Below are 15,965 nucleotides of genomic sequence, written 5' to 3' on the forward strand. Positions count from 1 at the left end.
GTCCCGGTAATAGCTGGGATTATACATAGAAGTCGAGGTCTTCCTGACGTTTAAGGAGATCGCGCATGGTATGTGCGTCATCGCCCTTGAAGTAAATCAGCCCCCAGTGGGTACCAAAAGCGGTGCGCTTAGTAACCGTTTCTTCAACCGGCGAGGTCAGCTCATGAGACTCAAAGTAAGCGTGATCTTCGGTCTCTTCCGGGATTTCAAGGCGGCTGACAACGCGACGTCGCGGGTAAACGCCGAAACAACCGGCAAACCCGTTGGCATCGACCACCTCCTTGGGAAAGAACGCGGTGATTTCGTCGGGCGTGCTTTTTGGATCAAACACCAGCATGGACGCTTGATAGGCGTTAAACCCGTAAACACGTTCCAGCAGCTCAAATACTTTAAAGCCAGGCGGACGATAGGCGACTTCGCCAAAGTACATTTCGCCGTCGCTTGTAACGAAGTATTCGGGATGAATCAAGCCAAATTCAATATCGAAGGCCTTAATCAGCTTTTCAATCTGAGTCGTAATCTGATCACGGTATTTTTCAAGCTCGGGGGAGGCGGGCACAAACACGGAATAGCCTAGTGTTACGTATTCCGAAATATTCAAAAAGGCGATTTTGCCGTTATGAATCCACGCTTCAACCGCAAATTCCCATCCATCCAGGTGGGACTCCATCAACACCGGAAATTCCTCTTCAGGAATGGCATCAATCTCGTCAGGGGTGCGAATCACACGGTGCCCAAGGCAGCCCGCTTTATCAAACGCTTTAAGGTGAATAGGATCATTTGGATCGCCATCGAGCTTAAGCAGCGTCTGGTTGACGCGTTTCAAAAAACGTACAACGTCTTCTTTATCATGCGCTTCTTCAAAAATCCCCACGCGGATGCCACCCAGCTGGGCGCGCCGTTTCATCAAAGCTTTATCGCGCAGCAGCAGTGACTGGCCATAAAGGCGTGGATTATCAAGCAGAACGGAATTGATGGCGCCAGCCCATTCAACCGTTTCTTCAAACAGCGGAATCGCGACGTCTACGCCTTTTTCTTTAAGCGTTTCGGCAATTTCTAAAGAGCGGTCATTGAGGCGTTCGAAATTCCAGGCGACATGGGGTATTTCATGTTGCTGGCAATACTCCTCAGCCCAGTCAGGAGCCACCACGATATAGCGTCGGTCAAATTTTTCTGCTGCTTCGATGGCGTTTAGGCTCCAGCCAAGCAGTGCGATATAACCTTTATTTGGATCCTTCTGCATAATCGTTACTCCTGTAGGGGGGGGTATGCCTTTCTTCTTCCTTCTCTTCTTCCTTCTATTCACCCTACACGATGCCTGTCATATCGGCTAATTAGCACTTCGTTAAGTGGGCGGTTAGCGCTTATTAACGCTTTAAGACACGTGATCTAAGGCTCTACTGGTTGGGTTATGGTACGCTAAGGCCGGAAAATTTTACGTTCAAATGGCAAGAGGGATAGGCCAAGATGGCGGCCAAGCCGATTTATAGGGTGGTGGTTCACCAACAGGGTGAAATTTGGGATTTATACGTCCGCGAGATATTTCAAAGCGAACTCTGGGGCTTTATTGAAGTCGAGGAGTTTGTCTTTGACGATGCGTCACGGGTAGTCGTTGATCCTGCAACCGAAAAATTGCAGCGAACCTTCGAGGGCGTCAAGCGTAGTTACCTGCCTTTAAATGCGATTGTGCGTATTGATGAGGTGGAGCGCGAAGGACCTTTGAAGGCAGTTAAAAGCGATGCCCGCGTTGCTGAGTTTCCTCGTCCCTTTCCTCTACCGCCGCGTAGCGAAGGGTAAGCGCCCAAGACAAGCGCGACGCTGTTAGCGCTGGTGGCTTCGTCCGCCATGCAGCGTTTTTTTAATCAGGACATGACGTCATGCAAGCAGATAAATTTCGTTTCTCATGTGTTGCAGCCGCTGCCAGCGTGCTGCTAAGTGTGGCCAGTACACAGGCAATTGCACAAACCGATAATCAGGCCTGGGTAAGCGATGCGTTAAGCACTTATGTACGCAGCGGCCCCACTGATGGATATCGTATTATCGGTACACTCAATGCGGGTGAGCAGGTAGAGGTACTGGAAGAAAGCGGTAATTACACGCGTGTGCGGGGTGGCAGCGGTGATACGGTATGGGTGCTGACTGATGAGCTTCAGGAAACCCCTAGCGCACGCGAGCAATTACCGGTTCTGCAAGACCGTGTCGATGAACTTACGGCTGAGCTTGCGGGGATCAACGATACCTGGGAGCAGCGTACTTCCTCCATGACCGAAACGCTGGAAATACGTGAACAGCGGATCAGCGATCTTGAAGCGCGCAACAATGAGCTGGATAGCGAAACCGAGCAGTCGCGCCAGCAGGTGCGTGCTTTACAGGCGCGTCTGGACACTCAGGAAGAAGACCTGCTGATGCGCTATTTCATGTATGGCGGTGGCGTGGCGGGTGCTGGCCTGCTCGTGGGGCTTATCGTGCCGCACTTGCCGCGTCGGCGTAAAAAGCGTGATCGCTGGTTCTAAGCTTGCCGCTGTTTCAGAGCCTGTAAAAAAGTGAAGGTGATCTCAATGAGTACTTCCTGGCGACAGCGTTGGCAAGAAGGCCGAATTGGTTTTCACTTGGATCAGCCGCACCCGGCGCTAGTTCACTACTGGCCCACGCTTGAGGTCGAGTCCGGCACGAAAGTGCTAGTTCCCTTATGCGGCAAAAGCCTGGATATGCGCTGGTTGGCGGAAGCTGGGCACCCCGTATTAGGAATTGAGCTGGCGCCGGAGGCGATTGAGCAGTTTCTGGCCCAGCGCTCGATTGGCGTATCACGCTACGCTCAAGCGGGGTTTGAAATCTCGCGCCAGGGGAGTGTGGAGCTTTGGTGCGGAGATTTTTTTCATCTCCACATACAGCAGGCAGCGGAGGTAGGTGCGTTTTATGATCGCGCCTCGCTCATCGCATTGCCGCCGGCAACGCGAGAACGCTATGCGTTTCACCTGGCTCAATTAGTTCCACCTGGTGCCAAAGGCTTGCTGGTCAGCATAACTCATCAGGATGATGAAGCAGGCCCGCCGTATAGCGTGCCCGGCGACGAAATAGCCCAGCTGTTTACGCCGAATTTTCGTGTAACGCTGTTAGAGAAGGGTAGCCCCGATGAGCGGGGCCGTACTGAATCGGTATGGTCGCTTAAGCGGCGCGGGCCACCGCTGTAGTGTGCCCCACGCTGCGTTAGCGGTCTTAACGGGCAAGCAGGCGGCCAAGTTCGGGGTCGTTGAATGCCCGGTTCAGGCCGTCGCTCAAAAGGTCATTGAGCATACGGGTGTTGGTGTCTTCACCCGGCTTGACTGCGTAGCCTTGAGTGCGGCGTGAGGTATAGGTGCCGGTGTACGTCGTGCCTTTATTTTTGGCAATCGCGCGGAAAACACCTTCAAGGCGGGCCTCGTCCACTAACGGCTGGCCGCTGTCACCACGTCCGTAATGCAAACTGGCAAGCTCAAGCGTCAGCGTAGGGCGGCCCTGGGCCTGCTCTGTTGTGGGGTTAAAGCCCATTTCGCGAACCGCACGCTCGGCTTCCGCCTGCAGTTGGGGAATCAGCTCGTGGCTGTTAACCGTGATTTGCGCGGTTGACATATTGCCACCCGCCCGCGTACCGATCACTTCACTTTCCCGGCCATCGACGGCAACAACTGTTACCTGCTGGCCTGATCCGGTTTGCGGTACGTTGCCACTGCGCTCTGGGCTAAGCTGAAGATATTGGGGGCTTGCACAGCCCGCTAACCAAACGCCTGCCAAAAGCACACCTGAAAGACGTAAAAACTGGCGCCGAAGCATATTTTTCTCCGCTATTACGGTTTGTTTCAAGAAGGTGTCTTTGAGAACGTGTCTTAAAAACTGCCTTTGAGTTTCTCTATACAAACTATGCCGTTGTTACGCCTTAAATACCAGCAAGATACCGTCAGCACTCATGAGTTTATGCTGATAAAGGTTGATGCTGGAATGACGTTTTAAACTACCCGTGACCGTTCTGCAGCCAGTGCTTCATCCTTAAAGCGGTGCCACTGGCGAGGGTAGGCATAGAGATGCTGCCCGCGGCGCATTTGAAGGCGCTCAAAATCAGCATGGCGCACGGTGGCAAGCCAAGGCTTGGCTAACCAGTCCGCCTCCAGTTCGACGCGCACTTCTGCACCCACTGGTGAAATGGCGGTGACCACTACCGGTAAATGGCAGGTGTCGCTTGGCTGCTCAGCCAGACGTACTTCATGCGGACGCAGCAGCAGCTCTTCGGTGCCATTCGGCAGGTCAACGTGTAAATAGGCATCGCCACAGGTTAAAACGGCGTTATTAACGTTGCCTTCCAAGTGGTTTACATCGCCTAGAAACTCAAACACAAAGCGGTTTTTGGGCGAATGATAAAGCGTATCGGGGGCGTCAATTTGCTCGATACGCCCGTTACTCATCACCACGACACGGTCGGAAAGCTCCAGAGCCTCTTCCTGATCGTGGGTGACAAACACGCTGGTAAAGTTAAGCTCGCTATGCAGGCGGCGAAGCCAGCGGCGCAGGTCTTGACGGACTTTTGCATCAAGCGCACCAAACGGTTCATCAAGCAGCAGGACATCTGGTTTTACCGCTAGTGCACGGGCCAGTGAAACCCGCTGCTGCTGGCCGCCCGAAAGCTGTGCTGGGTAGCGCTTGGCCAAGTGCTCAAGCTGGACCATTTCCAGCAGGCGAAAAACGCGAGCGCGAATCTCACCGCTTGAAGGGCGCTCTTTTTTGGCCATTACCGTCAGGCCAAACGCGACGTTGTCATACACGCTCATATGACGGAAAAGTGCGTAGTGCTGAAATACGAAGCCAATTCGCCGGTCACGCACGTGCACGTTGCTGACATCGCGGTCGCCGAACAGGATCCTGCCCGGTTCGGGCGAGCGGTCGGCGTTTTCAAGCCCCGCAATAATGCGTAGCAGGGTAGTTTTGCCCGAGCCTGAGGGTCCCAATAAGCCCACCAGTTCGCCTTCATGGATATCCAGATTGACAGGCTCAAGGGCCAGTGTTTTGCCAAAATGCTTTGCAATATTCTGTAAGCGAATGCTCATAAGAGCGCCTCCCGACGCGATGCGCGCCATTCCAAGCTTGCCTTGGCCGCCAGGGTAAGTAGAGCGATCAGGGCCAGCAACGCGGCACAGGCAAAGGCGCCCACCGCGTTGTAATCCTGGTAAAGCTGTTCAAGGTGAAGGGGCAGCGTATTGGTTTGACCACGGATCGCGCCTGACACCACCGATACTGCGCCAAACTCACCCACCGCCCGGGCGTTGGTTAAAATGACCCCGTAAAGCAGCGCCCAGCGGATGTTGGGTAGCGTGACTCGCCAAAAGGTTATCCAGCCTTTCGCGCCCAGCGTAGCCGCGGCCTCTTCCTCGCGCGAGCCTTGTGCCTGCATCAGGGGAATAAGCTCGCGGGCAACAAATGGGCAGGTCACAAACACGGTGACCATCAAAATACCCGGCCAGGCAAACATCAGTTGAATATCATGACCATCCAGCCAACTGCCTATCCAGCCATTGCGCCCGTAAAGCAGCAGATAAATAAGCCCTGCCACTACCGGTGAAACTGCAAACGGGATATCGATCAGGGTTTGCAGAATTCGCCTGCCCGGGAAGCTGAAGCGAGTGACCAGCCATGCCAGAGCAACGCCAAATATCAAACAGATAGGAATGGTAAGCAGGGCAATCCCGAGCGTTAAACCAATCGCATGCAGGGTGAAGTAATTGCTGACGTTAGACCAGAAAACCGCCATGCCCTGTGAAAACGCCTGAGCGAAGATAGCCACCAGTGGCAAAAGAAGAAACAGCGCCGACAGTACTAACGCCGCGCTAATCAGCAGGCGTTTAACGGCCGGTGCATCACCGATTCGACGCATTAGCCTTTACCTCCGTGCAAGCGGCGGACAAAGCGGCCCTGCCAGACATTAATGGCAAGCAGTAGGGCAAGCGAAACGAACAGCACTACTGAAGCAATGGCAGACGCGCCCGCGTAGTCGTACTCCTGCAGCTTGACAAAAATCATCAAGGCGGTAATTTCAGTTTCGTAGGGCATATTGCCCGCGATAAAAATAATCGCGCCAAATTCGCCAAGCGAGCGCACAAAGGCAAGCCCCGTGCCGGTAACCAGGGCTGGCCACAAATGCGGCATGATGACCCGGCGAAAGGCGACCCCGTCGGTGGCACCTAGCGACATGGCGGCTTCATCGACTTCAGCAGGTAAATCCTCTAATACCGGCTGAACGGTGCGCACTACAAACGGAATGCTGGTGAACGCCATGGCAAGCGCAATACCCACCCAGGTGTAGGCGACCTGAAAGCCCAACGGCTCAAGCAGGCGTCCCATCCAGCCGCTGCCCGCATACAGGGTGGCGAGCGTAATACCTGCAACCGCCGTGGGTAGGGCAAAGGGCAGGTCCATCAGCGCATCAAGCAGGCGTTTGCCCGGAAACTCATAGCGAACCAGTACCCAGGCCAGCAGCAAGCCAAATACGGCATTGATCAAGGCGGCGACTGCTGCGGCACCGATGGTGACCATATAGCTTGCGACAATCCGCCCTTCGGTAATGATCGCCCAGTATTGGGCAAGGCTCAGCTTGGAGAGTTGGCCAAACAGCCCCGTAATAGGCAATAAAAGTACCAGCGAGATAAATAGCACGCTGATACCCATTGAAAGACCAAAACCCGGCAACACGCGAGTGTTGCCGGTTAGACGTAATGCTCGGCTCATAATGTTTTGTTAACGACGCTGCAATTGATCAAGAAGTGCACCACTTTCAAAGTGATTGGTCATCGCCTCATCCCAGCTACCAAATACGTCTTCAACGTTGAACAGTTCGGTTTCCGGAAACTCGTCGGCAAACTCTTCAACCACGGTTTCATCGTGAACGCGGTAGTTAAATCCTGCTAGCAGGCGCTGAGTGTCTTCCTGGTATAAAAACTCAAGGTAGCTCTGCGCAAGGTCGCTGTTGCCATTGCGCTCGGCATTCTCGCCAACCACGGCAACCGGAAATTCGGCAAGAATACTGATGGGCGGTACGATCACTTCGTAATCATCACTACCGTACTCGTTACGGATATTGTTAACTTCTGACTCGAAGCTGATCAGAACATCGCCGATACCACGTTCGATAAAGCTCGTGGTAGCGCCGCGACCGCCCGTGTCGAAGACCGAAACATTGGCCAGGAAAGTACGCATGAAGTCCTGAATCTGTTCATCATCGCCATCAAATTCCTGGTCAGCAAACCCCCAGGCAGCAAGATACGTATAACGACCGTTGCCTGACGTTTTAGGGTTCGGGAAAACAAGGCTGACGTCTTCTTTGGCCAGGTCGTCCCAGTTTTCGATGCCTTTGGGATTATCTTTGCGTACTAAAAAGGCGGTCGTCGAGTAGTAGGGCGAAGCGTTATTCTCAAATGCCTGCTGCCAGTCTTCTGCCACCAAGCCCGCATCTGCTAGCACCTGTACATCGGTTACCTGATTGAACGTGACTACGTCCGCCCGTAGCCCCTGCATGATGGCGCGTGCCTGTGCAGAAGAGCCGCCATGTGACTGGTTAATATTGATTTCTTCGCCATGCTCTTCTTGCCACCATGCCTGAAACTCAGGGTTGATAGCGCTGAACAGCTCACGGGCAATATCATAGGATGAGTTAAGCAGCTCACGTTCTTGCGCCATGGCGGGGCTGGCAATGCTGGCGCCCAATGCAATGGCAAGCAGGCTGCGGCGAAACAGTACAGGTAACGTCATGACAAGCTCCTAAAGGCGGTTGGCGATTCAAATGGCAATGGGCATAAGATAAGCCTGACATTATGGAATTACAATATCGGTTTTATATTCTTTTTGGAAATAACGCCGCGTCAAAACACACGTGATATATCTTTCAAAGCGCTAACGTTAGCGCTTAACCTTTGGGCACAACAAAACAGCGCCTGTTTTTTTGATGCGCTCTGTTAAAATGCGCGCTTTGCAAAGGGCGTCACCAGGTTTGTACCTGCACAAGCCAGTTAGCCCTTTTCCCATGATTAAAATGGTTAATCAGGAGTGCCCCATGAGCGTTAAGCATGATTATTTAATTGCCCCCTCAATTCTTTCGGCTGATTTTGCCCGCTTGGGGGAAGAGGTGGATAACGTGCTGGCCGCCGGGGCTGACGTTGTTCATTTTGATGTCATGGACAACCACTACGTGCCTAACCTGACGATCGGGCCGATGGTATGCAAGGCGCTGCGCAACCATGGAGTGACCGCACCCATTGATGTGCATTTGATGGTCAAACCGGTGGATCGCATGATCAGTGATTTTATCGAGGCCGGGGCCAGCTACATTACCTTTCATCCTGAGGCTTCTGAACATATCGACCGTTCGCTTCAGTTGATTCGCGATGGCGGCTGTAAGGCGGGGCTAGTATTTAACCCGGCGACCTCGCTCTCTTATCTGGACTATGTCATGGACAAGATCGACATGGTGCTGTTGATGAGCGTCAACCCCGGGTTTGGCGGACAGTCGTTTATTCCCGCCACGCTCGATAAGCTGCGTGAGGCACGGGCGCGTATTGATGCTTCAAACAGGTCAATCCGGTTGGAAATCGATGGCGGTGTAAAGGTGGACAATATTGCCGAGATCGCCGCTGCCGGCGCGGATACTTTCGTTGCCGGCTCGGCGATCTTCAATGCCCGTCAAGAGAGCGACCCGCACGACTTTGATTCGGTAATGCGCTCGCTGCGTGATGCGTTGGCGAATCGCTGATCATCCACGATCAATGTAGTTTCATTCTGGGTTTCAAGTAGCGGTTCAACTTGTCCACCACCCAGGTGAGCCCAGTTCTGGGCACGCCATGGATCGAAACCTGGTGCATGCGGTAGAGCGAAGCGTAGGCGTTGCGCGCAAGCCAGCCTTCGAGGAAAAGCCCCCGGGAAGCGCCGCTGCGCATCAGGTTGCCGACGGCATCGTAACGGGCAAGCGATACCAGTGAACCTTTATTGCGAAACTTGAAAGGCTTGAGCGGCCTGCCTTCCAGAGCCTTGCCTAGATTGTCGGCCAGCACGCTGGCCTGCTGGCGCACCGCTTGTGCGGTCGGCGGCACCGTCGAGCCGTCTTCCTGAGGGCAGCTCGCGCAATCCCCCATGGCGAAGATGCTCGTATCATCCACGCTTTGCATGGTTTGCTCGACGCACACCTGGTTTTTCTTGTTCACCGAAAGCCCCAGGTCGGCAAGAAAATCCGGCGCCTTGATACCCGCGGCCCAGACGTTAAGATCGGTTTCGATCACCTCGCCATCCTTGGTCACCAACTGGTACTCCTGGGCCTCTTCGATGGCGGTTTCCACGTGAATGTTGACCCCCAGCTCGTCAAGCTCCTTGTGAACGGTCTGGCTGATACGTTCGGAAAGTGCGGGCAGAATACGCGGCGCCGCTTCGATCAAATGAACGCTGATCTGATTGTCGTCGACATCGGTCACGCCGTAGGCATTAAGCAGACGGGTGACATCCAGAAGCTCGGCGGCAAGCTCTACGCCAGTGGCGCCGGCGCCCACGATACCTACACTGAGGGTCGTGTGCTCTCTGAGCGTCGGGTCGGCATAGCGTAGGAAGGTGTTGATCATGTCGCGCTGAAAGGCCTTTGCCTGCAAAGGCGAATCAATAAAATGGCAATGCTCGGCAACGCCTTGCGTGCCGAAATCGTTCGACACGCTTCCCAGTGAAAGCACCAGGTAATCGTAGGCGAGGGTACGCTCGGGCAGCACCTCTTTGCCGTCTTCATCCACAATGGCAGCGAGGTTGAGCGTCTTGTTGTCGCGGTCAAGTCCAGCCAGAGAGCCGCGTTGGTAGCGGTAGCCATGCGTACTCGAGTGGCCGCGAAAGTCGACCTCATCCATGGTGGAGTTCAAGATGCCAGTGGCAAGTTCGTGCAGCAAGGGTTTCCATACGTGAGTGGCGCTGCGATCCAGCAAAACCACCTCCGCGCGCTTGCGCTTGCCCAGCGTATGGCCTAGCCGGGTCGCGAGGGCTAGGCCGCCCGCGCCGCCACCGACAATAACAATTCGAGGTATGCCCATTGGTTTCTCCTTGGCTTAGCTTGCTTGAGCATAGAAGCTTCCAGCGCATCTGACTAATGCATCAGCACTTTTACATCAGTAAGATGCTGAACTAACGGCCTAATGAATCATTGGCTGCCGCCTCGTGGTTAAACGCTTTTGCCAAACGCATCTTCAAGGAGTATGTACATGCATCCCATACTAAACGACAAGCGGCTAGTCGCCTTCGACCTGGACGGCACGCTGATCGACTCTGTGCCGGATCTTGCAGTCGCGGTGCAGCTGACATTAGGTAAGCTTGATTTACCTTTACCAACCGAGGAGCGGGTGCGCGATTGGGTCGGCAATGGCGCGCCGGTGCTGGTTGAGCGCGCCCTTACCTGGGCATTGGGACATCCGCCAGAGGAGAATTTTCAAGCACGCGCTCTTGATACGTTTATGGAATATTACGCCGCCGCGCCTAATGCATTAACGACGCTATATCCAGGCGTAAAACAAGCGCTGGAAGCGCTTCATCGTGCGGGCTTTACGTTTGCCCTGATTACCAATAAGCCTGAGCAGTTCATTAAGCCGATTCTTGAGCACTTTGGTTTGCTCGAGTGGTTTTCGCTGTGGGTCGGGGGAGACACGCTGGCCGAGAAAAAACCTTCGCCGTTGCCGCTTTTATATATTGCTAAGGCGTGTAATGTTGCCCCTAGCGAATGCCTGATGGTGGGTGATTCACGCCACGATATTGAAGCGGGCAAGGCCGCAGGCTTTGCAACGCTTGCCATGCCGTATGGTTATAACCATGGTGACCCAATTGAGCTTAGTCAGCCGGATGTTGTGCTTTCATCGCTGCTCGCGCTGTTGGAACCTGAAACTGAGCAGGCCTATGCCCAGTAGCGGTGTCGCTACTCAGGGCGCGCGCCGCCTAGCGCTTCATGGATGAGTTCGGTGTTATGACGCATCATGGCGGGGTAGTTATAGGCCGGTTTGTCCTGGCTGCTTAATGAATCAACATACAGCGGGCCTGCCAGCGCAATTCCCGTCTCTCGCGCCAAGGCATCCATATGGATGCAGTCGACAGTGCTCTCATAAAACAGCGCAGGTGGGCGGGTCGCATTTAAACGTTCACTCATTTTGGCCATGGCATCGGCGTTACCTTGAGTCTCGTTATTCATTCCCCAAATAGCGGCGTATTCAAAGCCGTAGGCGCGTGCAAAGTAGCCTAAGCCTGCCTCGCTGGTAAACAGAGAGCGGTTGGTATTGGGGACGCCGTCCAGGCGCTGCTCAATCATCTTGTCGAGCGTTTTTAATGCGTCATAGGTTTCTTCAGCGCGGGCATAAAACGCGTCGGCTTTTGCTGGGTAATGCTCTGCTAAGGTTTCAGCAATCACTTCGATATAGGCGGCAGCGCCTTGCGGGTCCATCCACATATGCGGGTCGACCGCCCCTTTATATTGGCCTGTGGTGATGGCTAGCGGAATAATGTCGGCGTTTTCTGCAACGCTTTTAAGGACAAGCGAGTCATCAGACATGGCCACGACATGACGTAGCCAGGGCTCTAATCCAAAGCCGTTATAAAACATAATATCGGCTTTTTCGATGGCCAAAACGTTGGGCGGCGTTAGCTCCCAGTTATGGACATCAGCACCGGTGGGCACGATAACGCTTACCTGAATATCGTCGCCTGCAATGCGCTTAACCAGATCTTCAAGGACTGGAAAAGAAGCGATGACATTGAGTGTTGAGGCGCTTGCTAGCGGTGATGCGCTCATAAAAATACTTAACACGAGCGTGCGTACCCAGGTCACTCGCTTTTGCATTTTACGCTCCCACTCGATTAAAGGCTCAAGATAATAAAGACTGCTGCGCCCTATGGCTAGTTCCTGAGCGTTTAAAATTGGTTATAAGCTGTTGTTATTAATAGTATAAGACTTGTAGAAGGAAACGTTTAATTGGTCGATTTGCAACTTATTTATGCTTAGAAAGGATATTGTGATCATGGCGCGTGGTGTTTAATCCACGAGCATGCTAACTAAAAATAGTAATGCTGATCACCTATTTCCATCATAAAAAGTCTGTTCCATAACAATCTGTTTCATAACAAAGGGCCTGAGAATATCAAATTAGAAAAATATAAGGTTGGAAAAATGTTCTACCCTTGAGGTTGTTTCACCCAAGGAGAAGGACGATGAGCGAATTTTATAAAGTGCAGGAGCGCAACGGTGAATTTCACGTGATTGATACGCGACCCGATGACTCTCAAACCGATGAAACCTCCGTGGTTTCCTATTCCACCCGCCAAGAGGCCGAAGGCGAAGCCAAGCGTCTTAACGAAAACTCTTTAGGTTAAATTACTTAGGCTACGGTACTCGGCACCAACGTCAAAACAGAAAGCCTGCGGGCTTTCTGTTTTTTAAAGGCTGCTGTTTTAAATTGAACTGTTTGGAAAGAATTACTTTTTCTTTCTCATGAACGGAAAAATCTTTGCCATAGCGTTGGCGAGCTGTTGATCAATGGGTGTGTGGTCCAGGCTCACCGCGGCTCGGGCAGCGGTATACGTCCCTTTATACTCTCGGGCGATTTCGCTATCGGGCACGCTGTCAGGTATTTTTTCCTTGTCCCGAATTATATCGATGACGGCCTTATCCATGGCGTTCTCCTATTAAGTGAATGCCTTCTTCAGCATAGACCAGTACGGCTAAAAATTTGCAACGTCGCAACGGCCATAGCGATTACCTTCATCCAACGATACAATCCCTTGATTAAGCGCATCTGCAAATAATGGTGTAGGTGAGTAAAGAGCTGAGTAATAAGGTGGGTATCTCGGGTGAGTTATAAGGTAATCAGTGGGTTATGATTAAAAAAGTCTTGATGCTCGATAACTATGACAGCTTCACCTTTAACATTGTCCAATATCTAAGCGAATTGGGCGCTGAGGTGGTGACCCACCGTAACGATGCGATTAGCATCGAGCAAATTGAAGCGCTGTCGCCCACGCATCTGGTTATTTCCCCTGGCCCCTGTACGCCAAACGAGGCCGGTATTTCAATGGCGGCAATTGGCTATTTTGCCGGGAAGCTACCTATTCTGGGTGTCTGCTTGGGACATCAGGCCATCGGTCAGGTGTATGGTGGCCAAGTGATTCGTGCTCCTAAGGTGATGCATGGTAAAACGTCAGCTGTTTTACATTTGAACCAAGGTGTCTTTGAAGGTTTGGATAACCCGGTTGAAGTGACTCGCTATCACTCATTAGTCGTTGATAAGGAGACACTGCCCAGTTGCCTGGAAGTGACCGCTTGGACAGTAGACGATGATGTGACGCCAGGTTTGATCATGGGGTTACGCCATCGCACAATGGATGTAGAAGGGGTTCAGTTTCACCCTGAATCAATACTCACTCGCCAAGGCCATGAGCTGTTGGCTAATTTTTTAAAACGTGGCTGATTGCCTGTTTCACACGCTTTAGAGGCTCCTCTGCTCATGCAAATGCGAGATGCAATTAATGCGGTGATACACCGCGAGAACCTCCCTTTTGATGTAATGCATGCTTTGATGCGGCAAATAATGACGGGCGTTGCCACCGACGCTCAGGTGGGCGGCTTGCTGGTCGGGCTTGCCATGAAGGGAGAAAGCGCTGAGGAGATTAGCGCGGCCGCCCAGGTAATGCGCGATTTGATGCGGCGCGTTCAGCTTAATGCTGAAAACGTGGTGGATATTGTCGGCACCGGTGGTGACGGCGCTAATTTGTTTAATGTATCCACCGCTTCAAGCTTTGTAGCCGCGGCGGCAGGCGCCCACGTCGCGAAGCACGGAAATCGCAGCGTTTCCTCATCATCAGGCAGTGCGGATCTTTTTGATATCGCAGGCATTTACCTGGATCTTAAGCCCGAGCAGGTAGCCCGCTGTATTGAGCAGGTGGGGGTCGGCTTCATGTTTGCGCCTAACCATCACCCAGCAATGCGTTATGCCATCGGCCCGCGTCGTGAAATGGGTGTACGCACGCTATTTAATATTCTGGGGCCGTTGACCAATCCGGCGGGTGCGCCTAATCAGGTCGTGGGTGTGTACTCCCCTGAGCTGGTGCCGCTTATGGCCGAAGTGCTTAAAAAGCTAGGCAGCCGCCATGTCATGGTCGTCCACTCTGATGATGGGCTGGATGAAATCTCCCTGGCCGCACCGACTCAAGTCGCTGAGCTTAAAGACGGTGAGATTACCCAGTACACGGTTACGCCTGAAGTATTGGGCATTGAGCGCCAAAGCCTGGCAACACTAAAGGCGGCCAATGCAGAAGATAGTCTGCGATTGGTGAAGGCAGCCTTGAGTGGTGAGGGAGCAGCTGCCGACATGGTATCGCTCAATGCTGGCGCCGCGCTTTACTGCGCCGGCGTAGCCGATAACTTGAAAGAGGGCGTAATGATTGCCCAGGATGCGCAGGCGTCTAAATTGCCGCTCGAGAAACTCAGAGAGCTTTCTCACTTCACCAGCGTTTTTAAAGGGTAATTGATCGCCATGACTCAACAGACAACGCCGACTATTTTAACGCGTATTCTGGCGCGTAAAGATCAGGAAGTCGCGGAGCGTCAGCAGGCGGTTTCTGAAGCTGACTTGCTGGCCTTGGCCGAGAAGCAAAGCGCCCCGCGCGGCTTTATCAACGCACTTAATCAGCGTATTGCAGCGGGCGACCCGGCGATTATCGCGGAAGTGAAAAAAGCCTCACCCTCCAAAGGGGTTATTCGTGAAGAGTTTCATCCTGCGGATATTGCCAAAAGCTATGCCCAGGGCGGCGCGGCTTGCTTGTCGGTGCTGACCGATGCTGACTTTTTCCAGGGCCACGAAGATTATTTGATCGCTGCGCGGGATGTATGCGAGCTGCCGGTCATTCGTAAAGACTTTATTACCCACGGCTATCAGGTTAGCGAGGCACGAGCGATTGGCGCCGACTGTATTTTGCTGATTGTGGCGGCTCTTGATGATACCCAGCTGCGTGACCTGCACCAGCAGGCCAACCAGCTGGGTATGGATGTACTCGTGGAAGTACATGATGGCGAGGAGCTTAACCGGGCGCTCAAGCTCGATTTAGCGCTGGTGGGGATTAATAATCGCAATCTGCATACCTTCGATACCAGCCTGAATACCACGCTGGATTTACTGGCGCAGATTCCCGATAACGTCACCGTGATCACCGAATCGGGTATCCATACTCGAGACGATGTTCAACTGATGCGCGACCATCGCGTCAATGGCTTTTTGGTAGGTGAGGCCTTTATGCGCCAGCCCGACCCAGGCCAGGCGCTTAAAAACCTGTTTTTCTAACCCGCCGTTAGCTCCTCTTACTGACTGTCAGCACTGCGTAGCACGTTCAGCAGGGCCTGCAGCGGGTGGGGGAGCACTAGATGGGAAAAGCGCTTTACCTGACTTCGGCACGAATAGCCCGTCGCCAGCAGTCTTCCCGCGTTCCCGGGGGCGTCCACCTGCGGCTGCCAGGACTGGGCGTAAATCGTTTTGGATGTTTCTGCGTTACGGGTTTCATGGCCATAGGTGCCTGACATTCCACAGCAGCCCGTCGCTGCCAGCTCAAGCGTGAGCCCAAACGCGGAAAATATCTGCTGCCATGCTTTCGGGCTGCCCGGTGCATTGGTCTTCTCTGTGCAGTGAGACAGCAGCGTAAAGCCGGGATCGCTCAGGGAAAGATGACTCGGCGCCAAGGTGTTCACCCGGGTGGCCAACCACTCCTGCAGCATCAATACCTCGGGCACGGCGTCGGCCCCCAGCGCTTTAACGTATTCCTGGCGGTAGGTCAGGGTCATTGCCGGGTCGATGCCCACCATGGGCACCTCAAACTCATTTAAGGCGCGCAGCCGCTTGGCCTGCTTTTCTGCAGTACGCTCAAAGGCACCCAAAAAGCCCTGCACGTGCAGCGGT

At 53.4% G+C, this 15,965-nt stretch carries 19 protein-coding genes; 9 read left to right on the plus strand and 10 right to left on the minus strand.

Annotation, left to right across the window (positions count from 1 at the left end):
• Positions 1–19 precede the first annotated feature (19 nt).
• Entirely contained in the window at positions 20–1,243 is a 1,224-nt protein-coding gene (locus tag ACT3R7_RS09785; RefSeq protein WP_193091837.1) for an ATP-grasp domain-containing protein, read from the minus strand.
• Positions 1,244–1,467: 224 nt separating this feature from the next.
• Here ACT3R7_RS09785 and ACT3R7_RS09790 point away from each other — a divergent pair, with 224 nt between their 5' ends.
• The 3 genes from ACT3R7_RS09790 (at position 1,468) to ACT3R7_RS09800 (ending at position 3,191) form a co-directional block, all read left to right on the plus strand.
• Entirely contained in the window at positions 1,468–1,797 is a 330-nt protein-coding gene (locus ACT3R7_RS09790; RefSeq protein WP_018916745.1) for a DUF1820 family protein, read from the plus strand.
• An 80-nt stretch (positions 1,798–1,877) separates the two neighbouring features.
• Entirely contained in the window at positions 1,878–2,513 is a 636-nt protein-coding gene (locus tag ACT3R7_RS09795) for a TIGR04211 family SH3 domain-containing protein (RefSeq protein WP_193091836.1), read from the plus strand.
• Positions 2,514–2,558: 45 nt separating this feature from the next.
• On the plus strand, positions 2,559–3,191 hold the full coding sequence (locus ACT3R7_RS09800; RefSeq protein WP_192539219.1) for a thiopurine S-methyltransferase: 633 nt from the start codon (positions 2,559–2,561) through the stop codon (positions 3,189–3,191).
• A 25-nt stretch (positions 3,192–3,216) separates the two neighbouring features.
• On the opposite strand, the gene ACT3R7_RS09805 is transcribed toward ACT3R7_RS09800, so the two are convergent.
• The 5 genes from ACT3R7_RS09805 to cysP all read right to left on the minus strand — a co-directional run bounded on the left by ACT3R7_RS09805 (position 3,217) and on the right by cysP (position 7,770).
• A complete protein-coding gene (locus ACT3R7_RS09805; RefSeq protein ID WP_192539220.1) occupies positions 3,217–3,810 on the minus strand; it encodes a YajG family lipoprotein in 594 nt (197 codons plus the stop codon).
• Between the two features lie 173 nt (positions 3,811–3,983).
• A complete protein-coding gene (locus ACT3R7_RS09810; protein ID WP_192539221.1) occupies positions 3,984–5,075 on the minus strand; it encodes a sulfate/molybdate ABC transporter ATP-binding protein in 1,092 nt (363 codons plus the stop codon).
• On the minus strand, positions 5,072–5,899 hold the full coding sequence (gene cysW, locus ACT3R7_RS09815; protein ID WP_193091835.1) for a sulfate ABC transporter permease subunit CysW: 828 nt from the start codon (positions 5,897–5,899) through the stop codon (positions 5,072–5,074). Before cysW ends, ACT3R7_RS09810 begins: the two co-directional genes overlap by 4 nt.
• The gene (cysT, locus tag ACT3R7_RS09820; RefSeq protein WP_193091834.1) at positions 5,899–6,750 is read right to left on the minus strand and encodes a sulfate ABC transporter permease subunit CysT; all 852 of its coding nucleotides are present in this window, start codon (positions 6,748–6,750) and stop codon (positions 5,899–5,901) included. The genes cysW and cysT overlap by 1 nt, the downstream gene beginning before the upstream one ends.
• A gap of 9 nt (positions 6,751–6,759) precedes the next feature.
• A complete protein-coding gene (gene cysP / locus ACT3R7_RS09825) occupies positions 6,760–7,770 on the minus strand; it encodes a thiosulfate ABC transporter substrate-binding protein CysP (protein ID WP_192539224.1) in 1,011 nt (336 codons plus the stop codon).
• A 301-nt stretch (positions 7,771–8,071) separates the two neighbouring features.
• Here cysP and rpe point away from each other — a divergent pair, with 301 nt between their 5' ends.
• Complete coding sequence (gene rpe / locus ACT3R7_RS09830) at positions 8,072–8,767, plus strand: ribulose-phosphate 3-epimerase (protein ID WP_192539225.1); 696 nt, start codon at positions 8,072–8,074, stop codon at positions 8,765–8,767.
• A gap of 10 nt (positions 8,768–8,777) precedes the next feature.
• On the opposite strand, the gene ACT3R7_RS09835 is transcribed toward rpe, so the two are convergent.
• Entirely contained in the window at positions 8,778–10,076 is a 1,299-nt protein-coding gene (locus tag ACT3R7_RS09835; RefSeq protein ID WP_192539226.1) for an NAD(P)/FAD-dependent oxidoreductase, read from the minus strand.
• Positions 10,077–10,244: 168 nt separating this feature from the next.
• Here ACT3R7_RS09835 and ACT3R7_RS09840 point away from each other — a divergent pair, with 168 nt between their 5' ends.
• Entirely contained in the window at positions 10,245–10,940 is a 696-nt protein-coding gene (locus tag ACT3R7_RS09840; protein ID WP_193091833.1) for a phosphoglycolate phosphatase, read from the plus strand.
• 8 nt (positions 10,941–10,948) lie between these two features.
• On the opposite strand, the gene ACT3R7_RS09845 is transcribed toward ACT3R7_RS09840, so the two are convergent.
• Entirely contained in the window at positions 10,949–11,863 is a 915-nt protein-coding gene (locus ACT3R7_RS09845) for a metal ABC transporter solute-binding protein, Zn/Mn family (RefSeq protein ID WP_496199025.1), read from the minus strand.
• A gap of 368 nt (positions 11,864–12,231) precedes the next feature.
• Here ACT3R7_RS09845 and ACT3R7_RS09850 point away from each other — a divergent pair, with 368 nt between their 5' ends.
• The gene (locus ACT3R7_RS09850; RefSeq protein ID WP_192539229.1) at positions 12,232–12,393 is read left to right on the plus strand and encodes a hypothetical protein; all 162 of its coding nucleotides are present in this window, start codon (positions 12,232–12,234) and stop codon (positions 12,391–12,393) included.
• A gap of 102 nt (positions 12,394–12,495) precedes the next feature.
• Here ACT3R7_RS09850 and ACT3R7_RS09855 read toward each other — a convergent pair whose 3' ends face one another.
• Positions 12,496–12,693, minus strand: coding sequence for a hypothetical protein (locus ACT3R7_RS09855; RefSeq protein WP_018916758.1), 198 nt, complete (start codon positions 12,691–12,693; stop codon positions 12,496–12,498).
• A gap of 203 nt (positions 12,694–12,896) precedes the next feature.
• Here ACT3R7_RS09855 and ACT3R7_RS09860 point away from each other — a divergent pair, with 203 nt between their 5' ends.
• Genes ACT3R7_RS09860 through trpC form a run of 3 tightly spaced genes read left to right on the plus strand, consistent with a single transcriptional unit; the run spans position 12,897 to position 15,356 of the window.
• Positions 12,897–13,487 (plus strand): anthranilate synthase component II, encoded by a 591-nt coding sequence (locus tag ACT3R7_RS09860; RefSeq protein ID WP_192539230.1) that lies wholly within the window; start codon positions 12,897–12,899, stop codon positions 13,485–13,487.
• A gap of 36 nt (positions 13,488–13,523) precedes the next feature.
• Entirely contained in the window at positions 13,524–14,543 is a 1,020-nt protein-coding gene (gene trpD / locus ACT3R7_RS09865) for an anthranilate phosphoribosyltransferase (RefSeq protein ID WP_192539231.1), read from the plus strand.
• 9 nt (positions 14,544–14,552) lie between these two features.
• A complete protein-coding gene (trpC, locus tag ACT3R7_RS09870; RefSeq protein ID WP_193092921.1) occupies positions 14,553–15,356 on the plus strand; it encodes an indole-3-glycerol phosphate synthase TrpC in 804 nt (267 codons plus the stop codon).
• A 17-nt stretch (positions 15,357–15,373) separates the two neighbouring features.
• Here trpC and ACT3R7_RS09875 read toward each other — a convergent pair.
• Positions 15,374–15,965: (Fe-S)-binding protein (locus ACT3R7_RS09875; protein ID WP_496199026.1), on the minus strand; the 592-nt coding region annotated here is incomplete at its 5' end.

Source organism: Halomonas sp. AOP43-A1-21 (assembly GCF_052376775.1).
In the GTDB taxonomy this organism is placed as follows: domain Bacteria; phylum Pseudomonadota; class Gammaproteobacteria; order Pseudomonadales; family Halomonadaceae; genus Vreelandella; species Vreelandella colorata.